This is a genomic window from Microbacterium sp. BG28 (assembly GCF_034044005.1).
Classification (GTDB): domain Bacteria; phylum Actinomycetota; class Actinomycetes; order Actinomycetales; family Microbacteriaceae; genus Microbacterium.
Genome location: NZ_JAXCHA010000002.1, coordinates 530,404 through 547,601 on the forward strand (window position 1 = coordinate 530,404; position 17,198 = coordinate 547,601).

The window sequence follows — 17,198 nt, forward strand, 5'->3', positions numbered from 1 at the left end:
AGCATCCGGGGCTCTTCGCCGTCTCAGACGTCGACGAGCTCGCCCTCAAGAACCTCCATCGCTTCGACCTCGGCTACCGGAGCGTGCTGCGCGACAGCCGGGGGAGCGGTGACGCGCTTGCCCGCTGCCAGCGTCTCGGCGATGACGGCCGCCATCTGCTCGTGCGCATCCGGGACGAGGTGACCGTAGACATCGACCGTCGTCGTGATCTTCTCGTGCCCGAGCCGGCTCTGGATGTAGGGGAGCGGCATCCCGGCGGCGATGAGCCACGACGCGTGCGAGTGTCGCAGGTCGTGGATCGTGGGCGTCTTCGTGATGGGCGTGAGCCCGGCAGCCTCGCACGCCTCTGCGCTCTGCGCGGCAGACACGGCCTTGTTCCAGTTCGACTCCCGGAATCGCTGGTACCAGATGTGCCCCCCGGACAGCACGCCGGGAAAGACGAGCGCATCCGCCGGACCAGGCTCGCCGAGTGCCGCGATGAGCGTCGGGGGCAGGGAGACAGTGCGGCGTCCCTTGGCCGACTTCGTCGTGCCGAGCACAGGCGCGCCGGTGCGCGCCTTCTTCCACGCCTTCACGATCCGCACCGTCGGCGGCTTCCCGTTCGGGTTCAGATCGCCCCAAGTGATCGCGGTGGCCTCGCCCCATCGTGCTCCCGAGTTCGCCAGGAACTCCACCAGGCGCTTGTACCGATCGGGGATGAAGTGGAGGATCGTCTGATACTCCTCGGCGGTTAGGAACGTCGCCTCCTTCTTCACACCGCGCGTGAGCCGGGTGCGGTACGCCGGGTTCTCGGTGATGAGCTTCTGCTCCACCGCGCTCGAGAAGATGGACGAGAGCAGCGCGTGGTAGTTCCGGATCGTCTTCGCCGACATGTTCTCGCCCTTGCGTCGGAGCGACGGCTGCGTCTCCTGCCAAGCGACCCACTGGCCGATCTCGCTCTTCGTGATGACGTCGAGCGGGTACTGGCCGAGGACGACGAGGAAGGACTTCGCGGCGATCTTCTCGTACCCGGCGCGGGTGCCGTCCTCGATGCCGGTCAGTAGGCCCGAGCTGCGATCGAGGTAGCGCTCCGTGAACTCGGCGAGTGTGGGCATGCCCCCATCCGCGCTGTGCCGTGCGCGCAGCACCTTGCGTGCGGCCGCAGTGCCCATCGTCTCGACGAGGCGCTTGAACTCGAGCGCGCTGTCGACGTCGAGGAACGTCTCTTGAAGCTGGCGCCCGCCCTCGCGCCACCGCACACGGAACGACTGCTCGCCGGTGGCCTTCGACGTCCTAGCGTCGACGCTCGCTTTCGGGAGCTTCCCCACACGACTGGTTGTGGCCTCAACGACCATGACCCTCTCCTCACCGAACGCCCGGACTGGGCGGTCATAAGTGCGGATTCTGAGGTCAGCCCCCGAAAGGTGTGGGCCGAAGTGTGGGCATATAGTGCCACGCACCTCGGACATCCCAGTCGGGAGTAAGGGAAGAAGTGGGGTGGCTAACGGGGCTTGAACCCGCGACCCCCGCGACCACAACGCGGTGCTCTACCAACTGAGCTATAGCCACCATGTCTCCCGCTCGCGCGGGCAACCAAACGATTCTCTCACACCTCAGGGGCAAATGATGACACGACGTTCGCCGCGACGGCCTTCGCGTCGTCGCTGGACGGACCGGGCTGCGAGACGAACACGGCTTCGCGGTAGTAGGCCAGCTCGCGGATGGATTCACGGATGTCGGCGAGGGCCCGGTGCCCGCCGTTCTTGGCGGGTGCGTTGAAGTACACCCGCGGATACCAGCGGCGTGAGAGCTCCTTGATGCTGGAGACGTCGACGTTGCGGTAGTGCAGCCACCGGTCGAGTCGGGGCATGTAGCGGGCGAGGAACGCGCGGTCGGTGCCAATGGTGTTGCCCGCCAGCGGTGCCTTGCCTTCGATCGGCGCGAAGCGCTGCACGTACTCGAGCGCCTGGAACTCGGCCTCGGCGACGCTCACGCCGGAGGGGATCTCGTCGAGGAGCCCGGACGAGCGGTGCATCTCGGTGACGAAGTCGTTCATGTTCGCCAATGCGGAAGCGTCGGGGCGGATGACGATCTGGAAACCCTCGTCGAGGACGTTGAGCTCGAAGTCCGTGACGACGATCGCGATCTCGACGAGCTCATCGATCTGCGGATCGAGACCCGTCATCTCGCAGTCGATCCACACCAGCCGGTCGCCATCGGTCGTACTCACGTGCACATCCTCCTCGTGTGTTCCGACGCGGACGAGTCGGAGACGGTGGTCCCCCCGGCAGGAATCGAACCTGCGACCAAGAGATTAGAAGGCTCCTGCTCTATCCGCTGAGCTACGGGGGGCCGCATCCTCCAGCGTAGCGCGATGGGCCTGGTGCCCGACCGTCGGACAGCGTAGCGTCGGCCGCATACGGACGAGGAGGTTCGGCATGACCACGACCGAAGCGCTATGGGTGGCCTACGGGAACACCGGTGTGGTGGGCAGTATCCGCAAGGACGCCGGGGGATACGTCGTCACGATGAGCGGTGCGGACGATCACCTCGGCAGCTATCCCAGCATGGAGATCGCGAAGGGCGCGCTGCGCGCGCATCTCAAGCCCGGCTCGGCGTGGCCGGAGGTCCGTCAGCACTGATCGGCAGCAGCGCCACGCGTGGACGGCGCGCCAGCAGCGGCAGGGCGCGGTGCACGAGCGGTCCGATGAGGAGCGCGAAGGCTACGGTTCCGAGACCCACTGTGCCGCCGAGTATCCAGCCTGCGCCGAGCACCGTCAGCTCGATGCTTCCCCGCGCGACCCAGATGGGGATGGCGAAGCGCGTGTGAAGGCCGGTCATCAGTCCGTCGCGCGGTCCGGGCCCCATCCCGGCGCTGATGTACAGACCGGTCGCGAAAGCGACGAGGAGGATGCCGCTCAGGAGCGCGAGCGCCTGGAAGACGATCCCGTGAGCGTCCGGCACGAGATCCAGCACCAGCTGCATGCTCGTTCCGAGCAGGAGGATGTTGGCGAGAGTGCCGACGCCCGGTCGCTGGCGCAGCGGGATCCAGGCGAGCATGACGGCCAGTCCCAGGAGGTTGACGATCCAGCCGATGCCCCAGCCGGTGTGCAGCGAGATGCCCTGGGCGAGAACCGTCCACGGATCCACGCCGAGACCAGCGCGGACGATGAGCGCTTCGCCGGCGCCGTAGATCGCCAAGCCGACGATGAGGCGGATCAGTCGTGGAGTCATACCCTCTAGAACACCCTCGAATTGGATTCCGGTAAAGAGTCCAATCTGGATACACTGGCTTGCATGGACTCCCGAGTGAGTGCGCGTGCGCTGGCGGCGCGGCTGGGTGGATGGCGCACGAGCGAGCCCGCGTACGAGGCTCTGGCGGACGGGATCCGGCTCCTCTGTCTCGACAACCGCCTTCCTGCCGGCACGGCGCTGCCCGCGGAGCGGGAGCTCGCCGCGGTGCTCGGTGTCAGCCGGACGACAGTCGCGGCCGCGTACCGGAGCCTTCGCGACAGCGGCCACATCCGGAGTCTTCGCGGTTCGGGCAGTGTCACCCAGGGAGCGCCGCAGCGCGCCGCCACCAGGACGATCTCCGATCCTCGTGCCATCGACCTCCAGCAGGCCAGTCCTGCGGCGTGGCCCGGACTGGCCGGTGTCTTCGCCGAGGCCGCGATGCAGGCGCCGGCGCTCCTGGCGCGCCCCGGTTATGACGTGGTCGGACGCGAGGAACTGCGCGCCGCGTTGGCCGACCGGTACACGCGACGCGGCATTCCCACGACGTCGGCGCAGATCCTCATCACGAGTGGAGCGCAGAGCGCCCTGCATCTCCTGGCGACCGTCCTGGTGCACCGCGGCGACCGGGTACTGATAGAGAGTCCGACGTATCCGCACGCGGCCGAAGCGCTCCGCTCCGCCGGTGCTCGGCTGGTGAGTGTTCCGGTGACCCCCGACGAGGGGTGGGATCTGGACCGCGCCGAGCAGGTGTTCGCGCGCGTCCGTCCGAGTCTCGCGTACCTGATGCCCGACTTCCAGAATCCGACGGGCCGCTCGATGACGGGCGTCGAGCGCGAGCTGTTCGTCACGGCAGCCGAGCGTGCGGGAACGACGCTCATCGTCGACGAGACCACGGCCGATCTCGACATCGATCGTGCGATCGAGCCGCCCCCGTTCGGGGCGGACCCTCAGGACGAGCAGATCGTGCGCGTCGGTTCGTTCGGCAAGACGGTCTGGGGAGGCCTCCGCGTCGGTTGGATCCGGGCGGATGAGGAACTCATCCGTCGGCTCATCGCGGCCCGCTTTCCCATCGAGCTCGGGACCCCCGACTGGGAGCAGCATGTCGCGACTCTTCTCCTGCCGCATCTTCCCCGGGTGATCGCGCAGCGCGCGCATCTTCTGCGGACGGGACGCGACGCGGTCTGCGCGGCGTTGGCGGAGCAGTTGCCCGCGTGGAATGTTCCCGCGGTCGATGGCGGAGTGGCGCTGTGGGTGGAGCTCGATCGACCGTTCAGCAGTGCGCTCGTGCTCGCGGCGCGCGCCGAGGGTGTCCTCTTGTCTGCGGGCCCTCGATTCGGGGTGGACGGGGGATTCGAGAAGAACCTGCGCATCCCCTTCACCGCGTCCGCGTCCGATCTCGAGCGCGCCGTCGACGGGATTGCTCGTGCCTGGCGGCGGACCATCGGGGGAGAGACAGCGCTCAGAGAGGGCGCGCTGGACGCGGTCGTGTGAGGCTCAGCCGCGTCGGAGCACCGCGACGGCGTCCTCACGTCGCCAGAATTCGCCGACGTCGATGAATGCCCGCGAGGACCACCGGTAACGGCGGGCGCGGTAGCGCAATCCCTCGGGGCGCACGAGCGCATCGACCACGCCGATCACCCCACCCGCGGTGTCGAGCACACGCCATCGATCCAGCCCGAGGGCGACCAGGGACGCAGCGGCCGCGGTGTTCATTCCTGCGTTCATCGCTCTCTTCCTCCCGTCGTCTCGACGCTATCGATGGCCACCGACACCGCATCCTCGCTCCTCCCCAGCGGGAGACGGACGGCGGGTCCGCCGCATCCGCGTCCGTGGGGCCTCTCGTGAACGGATGGCGCCGGCACAGTTGTCTTCGCTGCGGCGCCCGTCGGGCACCCGGGCGCCGCAGCGTCGTCCCACGTGCCCGGCCGAGAGGAGAACACCATGAAGGAACGCATCACGATCGTCGGCAATGTGGCGGCGACACCCGAGCTGCGGCGGATGCCCTCCGGGGATGCGGTCGTCAGCTTCCGCGTCGGGGTGACCGAACGTCGCCAGGACAAGCAGACCTCGCAGTGGGTCGACGGGAACACCAGCTGGTACCGCGTGAACGCCTTTCGCGGGCTGGCCGAGAACATCCACCGCTCGATCGGATCGGGCGACCGGGTCGTCGTGAGCGGGCGTTTCTCGCTGCAGGAGTGGGAGACCGACACGAAGAAGGGTGTCTCGGCGGAGATCGAGGCGGAGGCGGTCGGCCATGACCTGCGGTGGGGTACGACCGCCTACACGCGCACGGCCGCGCGTTCAGGAGACGCGACCGAGCACGGCGGAAGCTCCCTCTCGGGCCCGGTCGACGAGGACGGATGGGCGGCGCCCGGTGCGGTGGGCCAAGAGGTGAGCGTCGGATCGACCCCGTTCTGATGCCTAAACTGGCCCCGTGACCCCGCCCCGCGCCGTCCGACTGTCCGCCCTCGTCCTCGTGGCCGCGGCCGGCGCCGTGATGCTCGCGGCGTGCACGCCAGCACCAGAGCCGAGCCCGACCGTGTCGGTCTCGACACCCGTCGCCACGACCCCGGCTCCGAGCCCGACACCGACACTCGTCCCCGAGGGCTCAGCCGAAGACAACCTGCCGCTGTTCACGAGCGTGGTGGATGCGGTGTGGGCCGGCCCCGATCAGGTCGCGGGGCGCGCGTACATCGACGCCCTCACAGCGGCCGGCTTCGACAAGGCAGCGATGCAGGTCACCCCTGATCAGTCGACGGTGAACAATCCCGCCGAGAGCATCCAGTTCTCGGTGCGCTGGGGCGAGGAGTGCTTGATCGGTCAGGTGGGCCCTGCCACGCGTGAAGCCGTGACCGTCGTGGAACCCGTCCTTTCCGACGGCACCTGTCTGATCGGTCGCACCCGCGCCATCGACTGGTAGCCCGGCGGCGGGGCGGGTGAGCGCCGTCTAGACTGGAGCGGATATGGCCGAATACATCTACTCCATGGTCCGTGCCCGCAAGGCGGTCGGCGAGAAGCTCATCCTCGACGACGTCACGATGGCGTTCCTCCCCGGTGCGAAGATCGGCATGGTGGGCCCGAACGGCGCCGGTAAGTCGACGATCCTCAAGATCATGGCCGGTCTCGACCAGCCCTCCAACGGCGAAGCGAAGCTGAGCCCGGGCTACAGCGTCGGCATCCTGATGCAGGAGCCCGAGCTCGACGAGACGAAGACCGTGCTGGAGAACATCCAGGACGGTGTCGCGATCAAGGCCAAGCTCGATCGCTTCAATGAGATCTCGGGTCTGATGGCCGATCCCGACGCGGACTTCGACGCGCTGCTGGCAGAGATGGGCGTGCTGCAGGAGGAGATCGACGCCGCCGACGGGTGGGACCTCGACTCGCAGCTCGAGCAGGCGATGGACGCACTGCGCACCCCGCCGGGTGACGCCGCGATCGGTCCGCTCTCCGGTGGTGAGCGTCGCCGCGTCGCGCTGGCCAAGCTCCTGCTGCAGAAGCCCGACCTGCTCCTGCTCGACGAGCCCACCAACCACCTCGACGCCGAGAGCGTGCTTTGGCTCGAGCAGCACCTGCAGTCCTACAAGGGTGCTGTCATCGCGATCACCCACGATCGCTACTTTCTCGACAACGTCGCGGAGTGGATCGCCGAGGTCGACCGCGGCCGCCTGATCGGCTACGAAGGCAACTACTCGACCTACCTCGAGAAGAAGGCCGAGCGCCTCGACGTGCAGGGCAAGAAGGACGCGAAGCTCGCGAAGCGCCTCAAGGACGAACTCGAGTGGGTTCGCTCGAGTGCGAAGGGACGCCAGACCAAGTCGAAGGCGCGTCTCGCGCGCTACGAGGAGATGGCGGCGGAGGCCGAGCGCACGCGGAAGCTGGATTTCGAGGAGATCCAGATCCCCGCCGGTCCCCGCCTAGGAAACGTCGTCATCGAGGCGAAGAAGCTCCACAAGGGCTTCGGCGACCGCGTCCTCATCGACGGGCTCAGCTTCAGTCTGCCGCCCAACGGCATCGTCGGTGTCATCGGCCCGAACGGCGTCGGCAAGACCACGCTGTTCAAGACGATCGTCGGTCTGGAGTCGCTCGACGGCGGTGACCTGAAGGTCGGCGAGACGGTCAAGATCAGCTACGTCGACCAGTCGCGCGCGAACATCGATCCCAACAAGACGCTGTGGGAGGTCGTCTCCGACGGACTCGACATCATCACGGTGGGCAAGACCGAGATCCCGTCTCGCGCCTACGTCTCCAAGTTCGGATTCAAAGGGCCGGACCAGCAGAAGAAGGCCGGCGTGCTCTCCGGCGGCGAGCGCAACCGTCTGAACCTCGCCCTGACGCTCAAGGAGGGCGGCAACCTGCTGCTGCTCGACGAGCCGACCAACGACCTCGACGTCGAGACGCTGAGCTCGCTCGAGAATGCGCTGCTCGAGTTCCCCGGCTGTGCCGTGGTCATCACACACGACCGGTGGTTCCTCGACCGCATCGCGACCCACATCCTGGCCTACGAGGGCACCGATGAGAACCCCGCCCAGTGGTACTGGTTCGAGGGCAACTTCGAGGCGTACGAGCAGAACAAGATCGAGCGCCTCGGTCCGGATGCGGCCAACCCGCACCGTTCGACGCACCGCAAGCTGACGCGCGACTGATGCCAGATGCGGATCGCCCCTCACGGGCGATCCGCATCGTGCATTCGAGCAGTGGGAGAGGCCATGACCGAGGGCGAGCGACGGCTACACGTTCCCATCCACCTGCGATGGGGAGACCTCGACGCGTTCAATCACGTCAACAACACCTCGATGCTCAAGCTTCTCGAGGAGGCGCGGGTGCGCGCGTTCTGGGCGGCGGATGACGGCGAACCGCAGTACCCGACCGCTGTCGTCCCGGCCGGGGCCACGGCTGGCGTGCTCACCCTCATCGCGCGCCAGGAGATCGAGTACCTGCATCCCGTGCCGTACCAGCGCGCACCGCTCGACGTCCAGTTGTGGTTCGGCAGCCTCGGCGGATCCAGCATGGAGGTCTGCTACGAGGTGTTCAGTCCGCTGACGGGTGAGCAGCCTCAGACGCTCTACGCCCGCTCCTCCGCCGTCGTGGTCACGGTCGACGCCGCGACGGGTCGGCCGATGCGCCTGACCGAGCGGATGCGCGAGGCCTGGGAGCCGTACCTGGGTGCGCCGATCGCCTACGCCCGACGCCGCTAAAACACCTCACCGCTGCTCTTCCCGCGAGACTGCATCTCCTGCACGAGATCACGGGTATTACCCCTGATCTCGTGCTCAAAATGCAGTCTCGCGGTGGGCGGTGGGCGGTGGGCAATGGGCGGTGTCAGGCGGCAGGGGCGGTCGGCGGGGGAACACGCACCATGATCTCCTGCGCGACACTGGCGACGAGCTCGCCGGCGCGCGTGTAGATGCGGCCGGTCGCGAGCCCGCGTCCGCCGCGCGCACTGGGGGAGTCCTGTGTGTACAGCAGCCAGTCGTCGACAGCGGCGGGGCGGTGCCACCACATCGCGTGATCGAGGCTCGCCACATTGAGTCGTGGCGTTCGCCACGTGAGTCCGTGGGCGCGCAGGATCGACTCCTGAATCGTCATGTCCGACAGATACGCCAGCATCGCGCGATGCAGCAGAGGATCGGCCGGCAGGGGGCGGCGCAGCCGCATCCATACGCTCTGATGCGGCTCCGGGGTGACCGCTTCGCTCTCGAACAGTGTTCCCGGGACGTGGCGGACCTCAACGGGCAGCTCGCTGATGCTGCGCATCGACAGAGGATGCAGCTGGTCCGATTCCTGCGGCACGAGCGCCTCCGGCTCTGGCACGTCCGGCATCGGCTCGGCGTGGTCGAGGCCGGCATCCTCGCTCTGGAACGACGCGATCATCGAGAAGATCGGCACGCCCTCCTGGTACGCCTGCGTGCGGCGCGCAGAGAAGGAGCGGCCGTCGCGCAGGCGGTCCACCGAGAACGTCAGCCCCCGGGAGGAGTCGCCGGGGCGCAGGAAGTACCCGTGCATGGAGTGGATCGGGCGGTCTTCGGCCACCGTACGGGAGGCGGCGACCACCGACTGCCCGAGCACCTGCCCGCCGTAGATGCGTCCGAGCGGCATCGCGTGCGAGTCGCCCGTGAAGATGTCCTCGGTCGTACGCGCCTCGCTCGACGCGATCGAGAGGACCTCGATGAGGGAGCCGACCGGGTCGCTCGCGTGCTCGGTGCGTCCGCCGGTGGGTTCATCGCTGGTCGTCATTGGTTCTCCTCGGCTCGCCGCATGCACGCGTTGCTAGTTTAGGTGGGGTGTCCGCTCGTCTCCTGTTCCCCGACCCCGAGGCCGCCGCGGACGCGCTGACGTTCGCCGGACGGGCCGGAGCGCTCGATCGTGAAGCGGCCGTCCACTTCCGCGCCGCCGGCGGCGTGCTGAGCATGACGACAGCGGTGCTGGCCTCGCGCGGCCTGCTCGACGCGACGCCCACGGTGCTGGCCATGCGCGTCCTCCCCGTCGATCCGGACCTCGAGTGCGACCTCAGCGTGCCGGCGTCACAGCTGTCCGCCGCGTCGAACACCGCGATCGAGTTGGGCGAGACGGCCGTCCGGCCTGCGTGGGCGGGCGTGTCCCCGCCGCGCGCCGGATGGGAGTCGTCGGGCCGAATCGCGTCGGAGGTCCTGGCCGCGCGGGCGCAGTGGGGGATGGCGGCCGTCGCCGATGCGCTGCCCAGCGACCCCGGAGAGGAGATCGTGCGCTCCGCCCGACTCCGGGTGTGGGGAGAGCCGGATGAAGCCCTCGGGTTCCAGCTGCGTGCTGTCGCCTTCGGTGCGGTCGCGATGGGCTTCGTGCTCGGCGAGGAGTACGGCCGCGTGTTCTCCGCCCCCGGGTGGACGCGTGTGTCCCTTTCGCGGGGTCACATCCTCGTGCGTGTACCGATGCGGTCGGGGATGACCGCGGTGCGGGCGACGGGTTCTTGAAGACTCAGACGGCGCGCGCGGCCGCCCGTCCCGCAGCGCGACCGGAGAAGAGGCATCCGCCGAGGAACGTTCCTTCCAGCGCTCGGTAGCCGTGCACGCCGCCGCCCCCGAAGCCGGCGGCCTCGCCGGCGGCGTAGAGTCCCGGGATCGCCTCACCCCGCGCATCGAGCGCCCTCGAGTCGAGGTCGGTCAGGATGCCGCCGAGAGACTTGCGCGTCAGCACGTGCAGCTTGACCGCGATCAGACCGCCGCCCGCGGGGCCGAGGATCCGCTGCGGTCGGGCTGTGCGCACCAGTCGATCGCCGCGGAACGAGCGCGCGGAGCGCAGCATCGCCACCTGGGCGTCCTTCGTGAACGGATTGTCCATCTCACGGTCGCGGGCCTCGATCTCCCGTCGGGCCCGCTCGAGATCGAGCGCATCGCCGCCGGGAAGCTCGCGCATCCTCGCGAGCAGGTCGTCGAGCCGGTCGGCACGGACGAAATCGGCGCCGTGCTCCAGGAAGTCCTGCACCGGAGCCGATGCGCCCTTTCCGAGCCGCGAGCGTACGAGCAGAGAGACGTCCTTGCCGGTGAGATCCGGGTTCTGCTCGCTGCCGGAGAGCGTGAACTCCTTCTCGATGATGCGTTCGGACAGGACGAACCACGAATGGTCGTGCCCGGTGGCGCGCAGATGGGCCAGGGTGCCGAGGGTGTCGAAGCCGGGGAACAGGGGGACGGGCAATCGCTTGCCGGTCGCATCCAGCCAGATGGAGGAGGGTCCGGGAAGGATGCGGATCCCGTGCTGCGGCCAGATCGGATCCCAGTTCTGCAGCCCCTCGACGTAGTGCCACATCCGGTCGCTCCCGATGAGCGTGGCGCCCGCCTGCTCCGCGACCGAGAGCATCGCGCCGTCGACGTAGGCCGGAACGCCGGCGACCATCGTCGCGGGTGGCGTACCCAACCGCTCCGGCCAGCGCTCGCGGACCAGTGCATGATTGCCTCCGATGCCACCGCTGGTGACGACGGTCGCGCCCGCCTCGATCGAGAAGTCGCCGACGACCTCGTGCGGCGTCGCTCTTCCGCGTTCGGTATCGGCGGGGACGAGGACTTCGCCGCGGGCGCCGGTGACCGCTCCGCCGGCCGTCTCGAGCGCGGTGACGCGATGACGGGCGAGGATGCGCAGTCGGCCCGCTGCCTCGGCCTCCTCGACCTCCGCCGCGAACGGAGCGACCAGGCCGGGGCCAGTGCCCCACGTGATGTGGAAGCGGGGCACGGAGTTGCCGGGACCGGTCGCCGTGTAACCGCCGCGTTCCGCCCATCCCACCACGGGGAAGAACGACACGGCGCGCTGGCGGAGCCAGGAGCGCTTCTCCCCGTGCGCGAAGTCGAGGTACGCCCGGGCCCAGCGCGCGGGCCACTCGTCCTCGGCGCGGTCGAAGCCGGCCGTGGCGAACCAGTCCTGCTCGGCGAGCTCCGGGGAGTCCCTGATGCCCATGCGCCGCTGTTCGGGGGAGTCGACCAAGAACAGGCCGCCGAACGACCACCATGCCTGACCGCCGAAGTCGACCCGCGGCTGCTGGTCGACGATCGTCACCGACCGTCCGGCGCGCAGGGCTTCGCAGGCCGCCACGAGTCCTGCCAGACCCCATCCCACGACGAGAACATCGGTGCGGTGGGATGCGGTCACGGTCACTCCTTCGTGGTCGCCGCGGGATCGACCGGGAGCGAGGAGCGTGTCCCCGCCGCAGGTCCGATACCTGCGGGCTCGAACGTGTTCACCATGGCATAGGCCGCGCGCTGCAGGTAGTCCCACAGCGTCGCCTCGAGGATCGGCGGCAGTTCGCACGCATCGACCGCGCGCCGCATGTGCGCGAGCCACCGGTCGCGAGCATCCGGATCGACGTGGAAGGCCGCGTGGCGCATGCGCAGTCGCGGATGCCCCCGCTGCTCGCTGTAGGTGGTGGGTCCGCCCCAGTACTGCTCGAGGAAGGTCTGCATACGGATCTTGGCGGGGCCAAGGTCGGCCTCCGGGTACATGGGCCGCAGAACCTCATCGTCGGCGATGCCCTCGTAGAACGCGTCCACGAGCTTCGTGAAGAACGCGTGGCCCCCGACTTGATCGTAGAAGGTGACGGGCTGCTCGCTCATGCGGACTCCTCGGGCGGGGTACGGGGCTTTCGGGGCTTTCGCGGCGCGGCGGACGGAGCGTTCTCGGTGGCGGGTGCTCGCTCTTCGGCGGGTTCGCCCCCCTCAGCCGGGGGCGTCGCGTCAGCGACGGCGCGCGCGCCCCGCCCCATCCGTTTGGGTCGCCACACCGGGCGTTCGTCAGCCGCGACGGGGATCGGTTTGGTGCGGGGAGGGTTCGCCCCGCGCACGCGCCCCGCCGCCTCGAGGCCACTCAGCATGATCGAGTTCAGCAGCGGCAGCTGGATGCCCATCGCGTCCATCGCGCGCTTCAGGCGCACCCGGAGCTCTCTCGCCACGTCGTCCTTGGCGTTCGAGCGGGTCTTCATCACGAGCCGGATCACGAGCGCGTCCCCGGAGATCGACTCCAACCCCCAGATCTCGGGCTGTTCGATGATCCTCGTGCGCCACTTAGGATCTTTGGCGAGCTGCTTCGCGGCGTCGAGCATCGCCTTCTCCACCGCATCCAGGTCGGCGTCGGCCCGGACGGAGAGGTCGATGATGACGCGTGACCACCCCTGCGACATGTTGCCGATGCGGGTGATCTCGCCGTTGCGCACGTACCAGAGCGTGCCGTTGACGTCGCGCACGTGCGTGACGCGCACGCTGACGTACTCCACGACGCCGGTGGCGAGACCGAGGTCGACGACGTCACCGATCCCCACCTGGTCTTCCGCGACGATGAAGATGCCGTTGAGCACGTCTTTCACGATGTTCTGCGCACCGAAGCCGAGCCCCGCACCGATCGCCGCGGTCAGCAGCGCGAAGGAGCCCAGGATGTCGGAGTCGATCATGTTGACGATCAGGATGATGCCGATGATGACGATCGTCACGTTGACGATGTTCTGCAGGATCGAGCCCAGGGTGCGGGTGCGCTGGACCAGCCGCACCGCGGCGAGCGGCGAGCGATCGAGCGCCTGGGTGTCGGTGACCTGCGCCTTGCTCTTTGCGCCGGACACGATGCGCTCCACGACACGGTGGATGACCCCGCGGAGGATCCAGGAGACGACGATGGCGCCGACGATGATGGCGAGGACGCCGAGCGCCTTGAATCCGGCGGTGGTGAAGAACGACCCGATACCGGGCCAGAACGCCGGGTCGTTCGGATCGAAGACGAAGGTGTGCGTCACGTTCTCGATGCTACTGAGTGCGGCTCTCACCGAGCTGGACGCCGTCGCCGTCGACGAGTCCCGCGCGGTGGGCGATCACGACCGCCTGCACGCGGTCTCTCGCGCCGAGTTTGGCGAGGATGCGGCCGACGTGCGTCTTGACGGTTGACTCGCCCAGGAACAGTGCCCCCGCGATCTCGGCGTTCGTGGCGCCGTGAGCCATCGCGAGGAACACCTCGCGCTCGCGCTCGGTCAGGGTCTCGGTCGGGTCGGGCGCCGCGGAGCGCACGGGTGGTGTGCCGAGCAGCTCGATCATGCGGCGCGTCACACGCGGCGACAGGGTGGCGTCGCCCCGGTGCACCGCGTGGATCGCCGAGATGAGTTCGTGACGTTGCGCGTCCTTCAGCAGGAACCCGCTCGCCCCCGCGCGTAGTGCGGCGAACGCGTACTCGTCCAGATCGAAGGTGGTCAGAACGAGGACACGGGCGTCGGAGTTGGCCGCGACGATGCGTTCCGTCGCGGCGATGCCGTCGACGCCCGGCATCCGCACGTCCATGAGCACGACGTCGGGCTCGAGGGTCGCCACGGCCGTGACAGCGGTCTCCCCGTCGGCGGCTTCGCCGACGACCTCCAGATCGTCCTCGGCGTCCAGCACCATGCGGAAGCCGAGCCGGATGAGTTCCTGGTCGTCGACGAGCAGGATGCGGATGGGATCCTTCATCGGGAGTTCTCCTCTGTCGGCAGCCAGACGTCGAGGGTCCAGGTGCCGTCGCCGCGTCGGGTGCGCAGGGTGCCCCCGGCGTGGGCGACGCGCTCGGTCAGTCCGCGAAGCCCGAAGCCGGCCGTCTCTTCGTCGCGTTCTGCGGCGACACCGTCGTTCATGATCCTGATGCGCACCGCATCCGGATCCTCGCGGATCTCGACGACGGCCTCCGTCGCGCGAGGCGCGTGCCGCATGGCATTCGTCATCCCCTCCTGCACGACGCGGCCGATCGCCAGCTCCGTGGTCGGCGCATGCGTGCTCGGGCGTCCGGAGGTGCGCAGCACCACCGGGTAGCCCGCGCCCTGCGCTGTGGCGACGACCTCCCGCGGTGAGGGAGCGGTGAGGGGCGCGAGGGGGGCGGTGCCGGCGTCATCGGTGCGCAGCACCCCCAGCATCGCCCGCATCTCGATCAGGGCGCCGCGCGCGGTGTCGGCGGCGGTGCGGGCAGCGGAGCGGGCACGTTCGGTGTCTGTTGTCGCCGCGGCGCCCTCCGACAACGCCACGATCACCGTCAGCGAGTGCGACACGATGTCGTGCATTTCGCGAGCGATACGGGTGCGCTCGGCCGCAGTGGCGAGCTGTGCCTGCTGGTCGCGCTCGATCGTCAGCTGACGGGAGCGATCGATGAGGGCTTCCACGTAGCGCTTGCGGCCGCCGACGTTCGCGCCGAGAAGCGCTCCGATCAAAAGCATCACCATGGTGGCGACGGTCGTGCCGATCGCGATCGACCAGCTCTCGCCGAGCACGACGCGCACCAGACCGGAGACCACGAGGGCGCCAGCGAGGATGCCGGCGCTGGCCCAGGCGGCGCGACTGGAGCGGTATACGGACAGCGAGTACACGGCGATCGCGAGGGCGACGCCGCTCGGCAGCATCGGGTATGGGGCGAAAGGGTAGGGGAGTGCGGCGACGATGAACACCGCGATCGGGAAGCGCCGCCGCCAGAACAGCGCGATCGCGGTGCTCGCCGGGACGGCGATCGAGACGATCATCCCAAAGGGAGCCCAGGCGGGATCCAGGGGAGCGGCAGCGACCAGGCCCGGGCCGGAGAGGACGAAGGCGAAGAAGGCGATGAGCGCGTCGGCGAAACGCGGATGCCGCGACCAGTACCGGCGTATGGCGCCGGGAGGTCGCGGCAGCAGCAGGCCGTCGTCGGGAGGAGTGCTCTCCGCCCCGGCGACGGCCCGACCGCGCTTGCTCATCCGCTCGACTCTACGCGTCGCGGCTCTTCAGCACTGCGCTCGCGCCGACGAGGCCGACGACGACCCAGGCGACGAGGGTGAGGCTCGCCGCCCACGGCTCGAGCGGGTTGCTTCCGCCGCCCGTGCCCATCAGAAGCTGGCCGGCGTTCGAGGGCAGGAAACGCGCGGCATCCTGCACCCAGCCCCATCCGGGCAGTGCGGCGAAGAAGGCGGGGACGATGGGCAGGACGAACACGAGGCCCACGCCGAGGGCGATCGCACCCGGACCGTTGCGGAGGATGTAGCCCGTCGAGACGCCGATGATCGCGATGACAGCCATGGTGAGGGCGCCGGCGAGCAGCGGGAGTACGGATACCTCCGGATTCGAGAGGTCGAGCCCGAGGTCCTTGCGCGCCATGATCGGTGCGGTCGCCACGGCGGCGATGGCGAAGATGATGACGCTGGAGACGAAGACGAATCCGGCGACGACGACCGTCTTCGCGAAGAGCGACCCGAGTCGTCCGGGCGCAGCCGTCAGGGTGGAGCGCATCATCCCGGTCGAGTACTCACCGGTGACCTGGATGGCGCCCAGGATCACGGCGAGCAGCATCGTGAAGGTCGTCGGCGCGAGGATCACCATCGTGGCCAGCGAACCGTTGTCGCCCTGAGGTCCGCCGTCGAAGCTCGTGATCGCCCACGCCATCAGCAGCGAGAAGCCGATCGAGAGGACCGCGACGATCGCGATCGACCACCAGGGGGAACGCAGCGTGAGGAGCTTGAGCGTCTCGCTGCGGACGAGTCGCGGGAAGGAGAGACGGTACGACGCGTCCGTCGTGGTGACGCGACGCGCGGGGGTGATGGTGGCGCTCATGCGATTTCCTTGCTCTTGTACTCGACGGATTCGCCGGTGAGGGCGAGGTAGGCGTCTTCGAGCGAACCGCTCTGCGGGCTCAGCTCGTGAAGGGGAATGCCGGCAGCTGCCGCGGCATCGCCGACGGCTTCCGGCAGCGCGCCGACGACGTCGGCCGTTCCGGGCTCGGTCTGGGTGATCTCGACGCCTGCTCCCGAGATGAGGGGGATCAGCTCCGCGAGCCGGGGGCTGCGCAGGCGGATGCGGGTGCTCGTCCATTCGGAGACCAGTTTCGACACCGGTGCGTCCGCGAGGACGCGGCCCTTGCCCAGAACGATGATGTGGTCGGCGGTGATCGCCATCTCGCTCATGAGGTGGCTGGAGAGCAGGACGGTGCGCCCCTCGCTCGCGTAGTGGCGCACAAACTGGCGTACCCAGCGCACGCCCTCGGGGTCGAGACCGTTGACCGGCTCGTCCAGGATCAGCGTCTGCGGGTCGCCCAGCAGCGCCGCGGCGATACCGAGGCGCTGGCCCATGCCGAGCGAGAACCCGCCCGCGCGCTTCTTCGCGACGGACTCGAGACCTGTCAGCGCGATGACCTCGTCGACGCGCGAGGTGGGGATTCCGTGCGTGGCCGCGAGCGCGCGCAGATGGTTGCGTGCCGAGCGGCCGGTGTGCACGGCCTTGGCGTCGAGGAGCACGCCGACGCGGGTGAGGGGCGAGCGCATCCTTCGGTAGTCCTCGCCGTCGACGGTGACGGTGCCGTGCGTCGGACGGTCGAGGCCCACGATCATGCGCATGGTGGTGGACTTGCCGGCGCCGTTGGGGCCGAGGAAACCGGTGACCTTGCCGGGTTGGACGGTGAAGCTGACATCGGAGACGGCGTGCTTGTCCCCGAACTGCTTGGTGAGGTTCTCTGCGACGATCATGGCTCCACGCTACGAGGCGGCACGTCGCCGTCGCGTCCCCCTG

General features: G+C 68.9%; 19 protein-coding genes and 2 tRNA genes. 7 read left to right on the forward strand and 14 right to left on the reverse strand.

The window, feature by feature from the left end:
* Window positions 1-23: 23 nt before the first annotated feature.
* The 4 genes from SK224_RS08430 to SK224_RS08445 form a co-directional block, all read right to left on the reverse strand.
* Window positions 24-1,334, reverse strand: a complete 1,311-nt coding sequence (locus SK224_RS08430) for a site-specific integrase (protein ID WP_320434280.1) — start codon at window positions 1,332-1,334, stop codon at window positions 24-26.
* Window positions 1,335-1,472: 138 nt separating this feature from the next.
* A tRNA-His gene (locus SK224_RS08435) sits at window positions 1,473-1,548 on the reverse strand.
* A 37-nt stretch (window positions 1,549-1,585) separates the two neighbouring features.
* Complete coding sequence (orn, locus tag SK224_RS08440) at window positions 1,586-2,209, reverse strand: oligoribonuclease (RefSeq protein ID WP_320434281.1); 624 nt, start codon at window positions 2,207-2,209, stop codon at window positions 1,586-1,588.
* 46 nt (window positions 2,210-2,255) lie between these two features.
* A tRNA-Arg gene (locus SK224_RS08445) sits at window positions 2,256-2,331 on the reverse strand.
* 86 nt (window positions 2,332-2,417) lie between these two features.
* Between SK224_RS08445 and SK224_RS08450 the strand changes: the two genes are divergently transcribed.
* Window positions 2,418-2,621 carry a methyltransferase gene (locus tag SK224_RS08450; protein WP_320434282.1) on the forward strand — a complete coding sequence of 68 codons (204 nt, stop codon included), beginning with the start codon at window positions 2,418-2,420 and terminating at the stop codon, window positions 2,619-2,621.
* On the opposite strand, the gene SK224_RS08455 is transcribed toward SK224_RS08450, so the two are convergent.
* Window positions 2,581-3,213, reverse strand: a complete 633-nt coding sequence (locus SK224_RS08455; protein WP_320434283.1) for a hypothetical protein — start codon at window positions 3,211-3,213, stop codon at window positions 2,581-2,583. The two genes, SK224_RS08450 and SK224_RS08455, sit on opposite strands and share 41 nt — an antisense overlap.
* 63 nt (window positions 3,214-3,276) lie before the next feature.
* On the opposite strand from SK224_RS08455, the gene SK224_RS08460 reads away from it, so the two are divergent.
* The gene (locus SK224_RS08460) at window positions 3,277-4,704 is read left to right on the forward strand and encodes a PLP-dependent aminotransferase family protein (RefSeq protein ID WP_320434284.1); all 1,428 of its coding nucleotides are present in this window, start codon (window positions 3,277-3,279) and stop codon (window positions 4,702-4,704) included.
* A gap of 3 nt (window positions 4,705-4,707) precedes the next feature.
* Here SK224_RS08460 and SK224_RS08465 read toward each other — a convergent pair whose 3' ends face one another.
* A complete protein-coding gene (locus tag SK224_RS08465) occupies window positions 4,708-4,938 on the reverse strand; it encodes a hypothetical protein (protein WP_320434285.1) in 231 nt (76 codons plus the stop codon).
* A gap of 216 nt (window positions 4,939-5,154) precedes the next feature.
* Here SK224_RS08465 and ssb point away from each other — a divergent pair, with 216 nt between their 5' ends.
* The 4 genes from ssb to SK224_RS08485 all read left to right on the forward strand — a co-directional run bounded on the left by ssb (window position 5,155) and on the right by SK224_RS08485 (window position 8,408).
* The gene (ssb, locus tag SK224_RS08470; RefSeq protein WP_320434286.1) at window positions 5,155-5,631 is read left to right on the forward strand and encodes a single-stranded DNA-binding protein; all 477 of its coding nucleotides are present in this window, start codon (window positions 5,155-5,157) and stop codon (window positions 5,629-5,631) included.
* Window positions 5,632-5,647: 16 nt separating this feature from the next.
* Window positions 5,648-6,133 (forward strand): DUF6993 domain-containing protein, encoded by a 486-nt coding sequence (locus SK224_RS08475; RefSeq protein ID WP_320434287.1) that lies wholly within the window; start codon window positions 5,648-5,650, stop codon window positions 6,131-6,133.
* Between the two features lie 43 nt (window positions 6,134-6,176).
* Window positions 6,177-7,856: an energy-dependent translational throttle protein EttA gene (gene ettA / locus SK224_RS08480; protein WP_320434288.1), complete on the forward strand. Its 1,680-nt coding sequence runs from the start codon at window positions 6,177-6,179 to the stop codon at window positions 7,854-7,856.
* A gap of 63 nt (window positions 7,857-7,919) precedes the next feature.
* Window positions 7,920-8,408: a thioesterase family protein gene (locus SK224_RS08485; protein WP_320434289.1), complete on the forward strand. Its 489-nt coding sequence runs from the start codon at window positions 7,920-7,922 to the stop codon at window positions 8,406-8,408.
* 124 nt (window positions 8,409-8,532) lie between these two features.
* On the opposite strand, the gene SK224_RS08490 is transcribed toward SK224_RS08485, so the two are convergent.
* Window positions 8,533-9,447: an acyl-CoA thioesterase II gene (locus SK224_RS08490; RefSeq protein WP_320434290.1), complete on the reverse strand. Its 915-nt coding sequence runs from the start codon at window positions 9,445-9,447 to the stop codon at window positions 8,533-8,535.
* Between the two features lie 47 nt (window positions 9,448-9,494).
* Between SK224_RS08490 and SK224_RS08495 the strand changes: the two genes are divergently transcribed.
* Window positions 9,495-10,160, forward strand: a complete 666-nt coding sequence (locus tag SK224_RS08495) for a hypothetical protein (protein WP_320434291.1) — start codon at window positions 9,495-9,497, stop codon at window positions 10,158-10,160.
* Window positions 10,161-10,164: 4 nt separating this feature from the next.
* On the opposite strand, the gene SK224_RS08500 is transcribed toward SK224_RS08495, so the two are convergent.
* Genes SK224_RS08500 through SK224_RS08530 form a run of 7 tightly spaced genes read right to left on the reverse strand, consistent with a single transcriptional unit; the run spans window position 10,165 to window position 17,155 of the window.
* Window positions 10,165-11,826 carry an FAD-binding dehydrogenase gene (locus tag SK224_RS08500; protein ID WP_320434292.1) on the reverse strand — a complete coding sequence of 554 codons (1,662 nt, stop codon included), beginning with the start codon at window positions 11,824-11,826 and terminating at the stop codon, window positions 10,165-10,167.
* A 2-nt stretch (window positions 11,827-11,828) separates the two neighbouring features.
* Complete coding sequence (locus SK224_RS08505; RefSeq protein ID WP_320434293.1) at window positions 11,829-12,287, reverse strand: globin; 459 nt, start codon at window positions 12,285-12,287, stop codon at window positions 11,829-11,831.
* Window positions 12,284-13,453: a mechanosensitive ion channel domain-containing protein gene (locus SK224_RS08510; protein WP_413816769.1), complete on the reverse strand. Its 1,170-nt coding sequence runs from the start codon at window positions 13,451-13,453 to the stop codon at window positions 12,284-12,286. The genes SK224_RS08505 and SK224_RS08510 overlap by 4 nt, the downstream gene beginning before the upstream one ends.
* 10 nt (window positions 13,454-13,463) lie before the next feature.
* Window positions 13,464-14,153 carry a response regulator transcription factor gene (locus tag SK224_RS08515; protein WP_320434294.1) on the reverse strand — a complete coding sequence of 230 codons (690 nt, stop codon included), beginning with the start codon at window positions 14,151-14,153 and terminating at the stop codon, window positions 13,464-13,466.
* Window positions 14,150-15,397 carry a sensor histidine kinase gene (locus SK224_RS08520; protein ID WP_320434295.1) on the reverse strand — a complete coding sequence of 416 codons (1,248 nt, stop codon included), beginning with the start codon at window positions 15,395-15,397 and terminating at the stop codon, window positions 14,150-14,152. Before SK224_RS08520 ends, SK224_RS08515 begins: the two co-directional genes overlap by 4 nt.
* A gap of 10 nt (window positions 15,398-15,407) precedes the next feature.
* Window positions 15,408-16,247 carry an ABC transporter permease gene (locus tag SK224_RS08525; protein WP_320434296.1) on the reverse strand — a complete coding sequence of 280 codons (840 nt, stop codon included), beginning with the start codon at window positions 16,245-16,247 and terminating at the stop codon, window positions 15,408-15,410.
* The gene (locus tag SK224_RS08530) at window positions 16,244-17,155 is read right to left on the reverse strand and encodes an ABC transporter ATP-binding protein (protein WP_320434297.1); all 912 of its coding nucleotides are present in this window, start codon (window positions 17,153-17,155) and stop codon (window positions 16,244-16,246) included. The genes SK224_RS08525 and SK224_RS08530 overlap by 4 nt, the downstream gene beginning before the upstream one ends.
* Window positions 17,156-17,198: the final 43 nt, after the last annotated feature.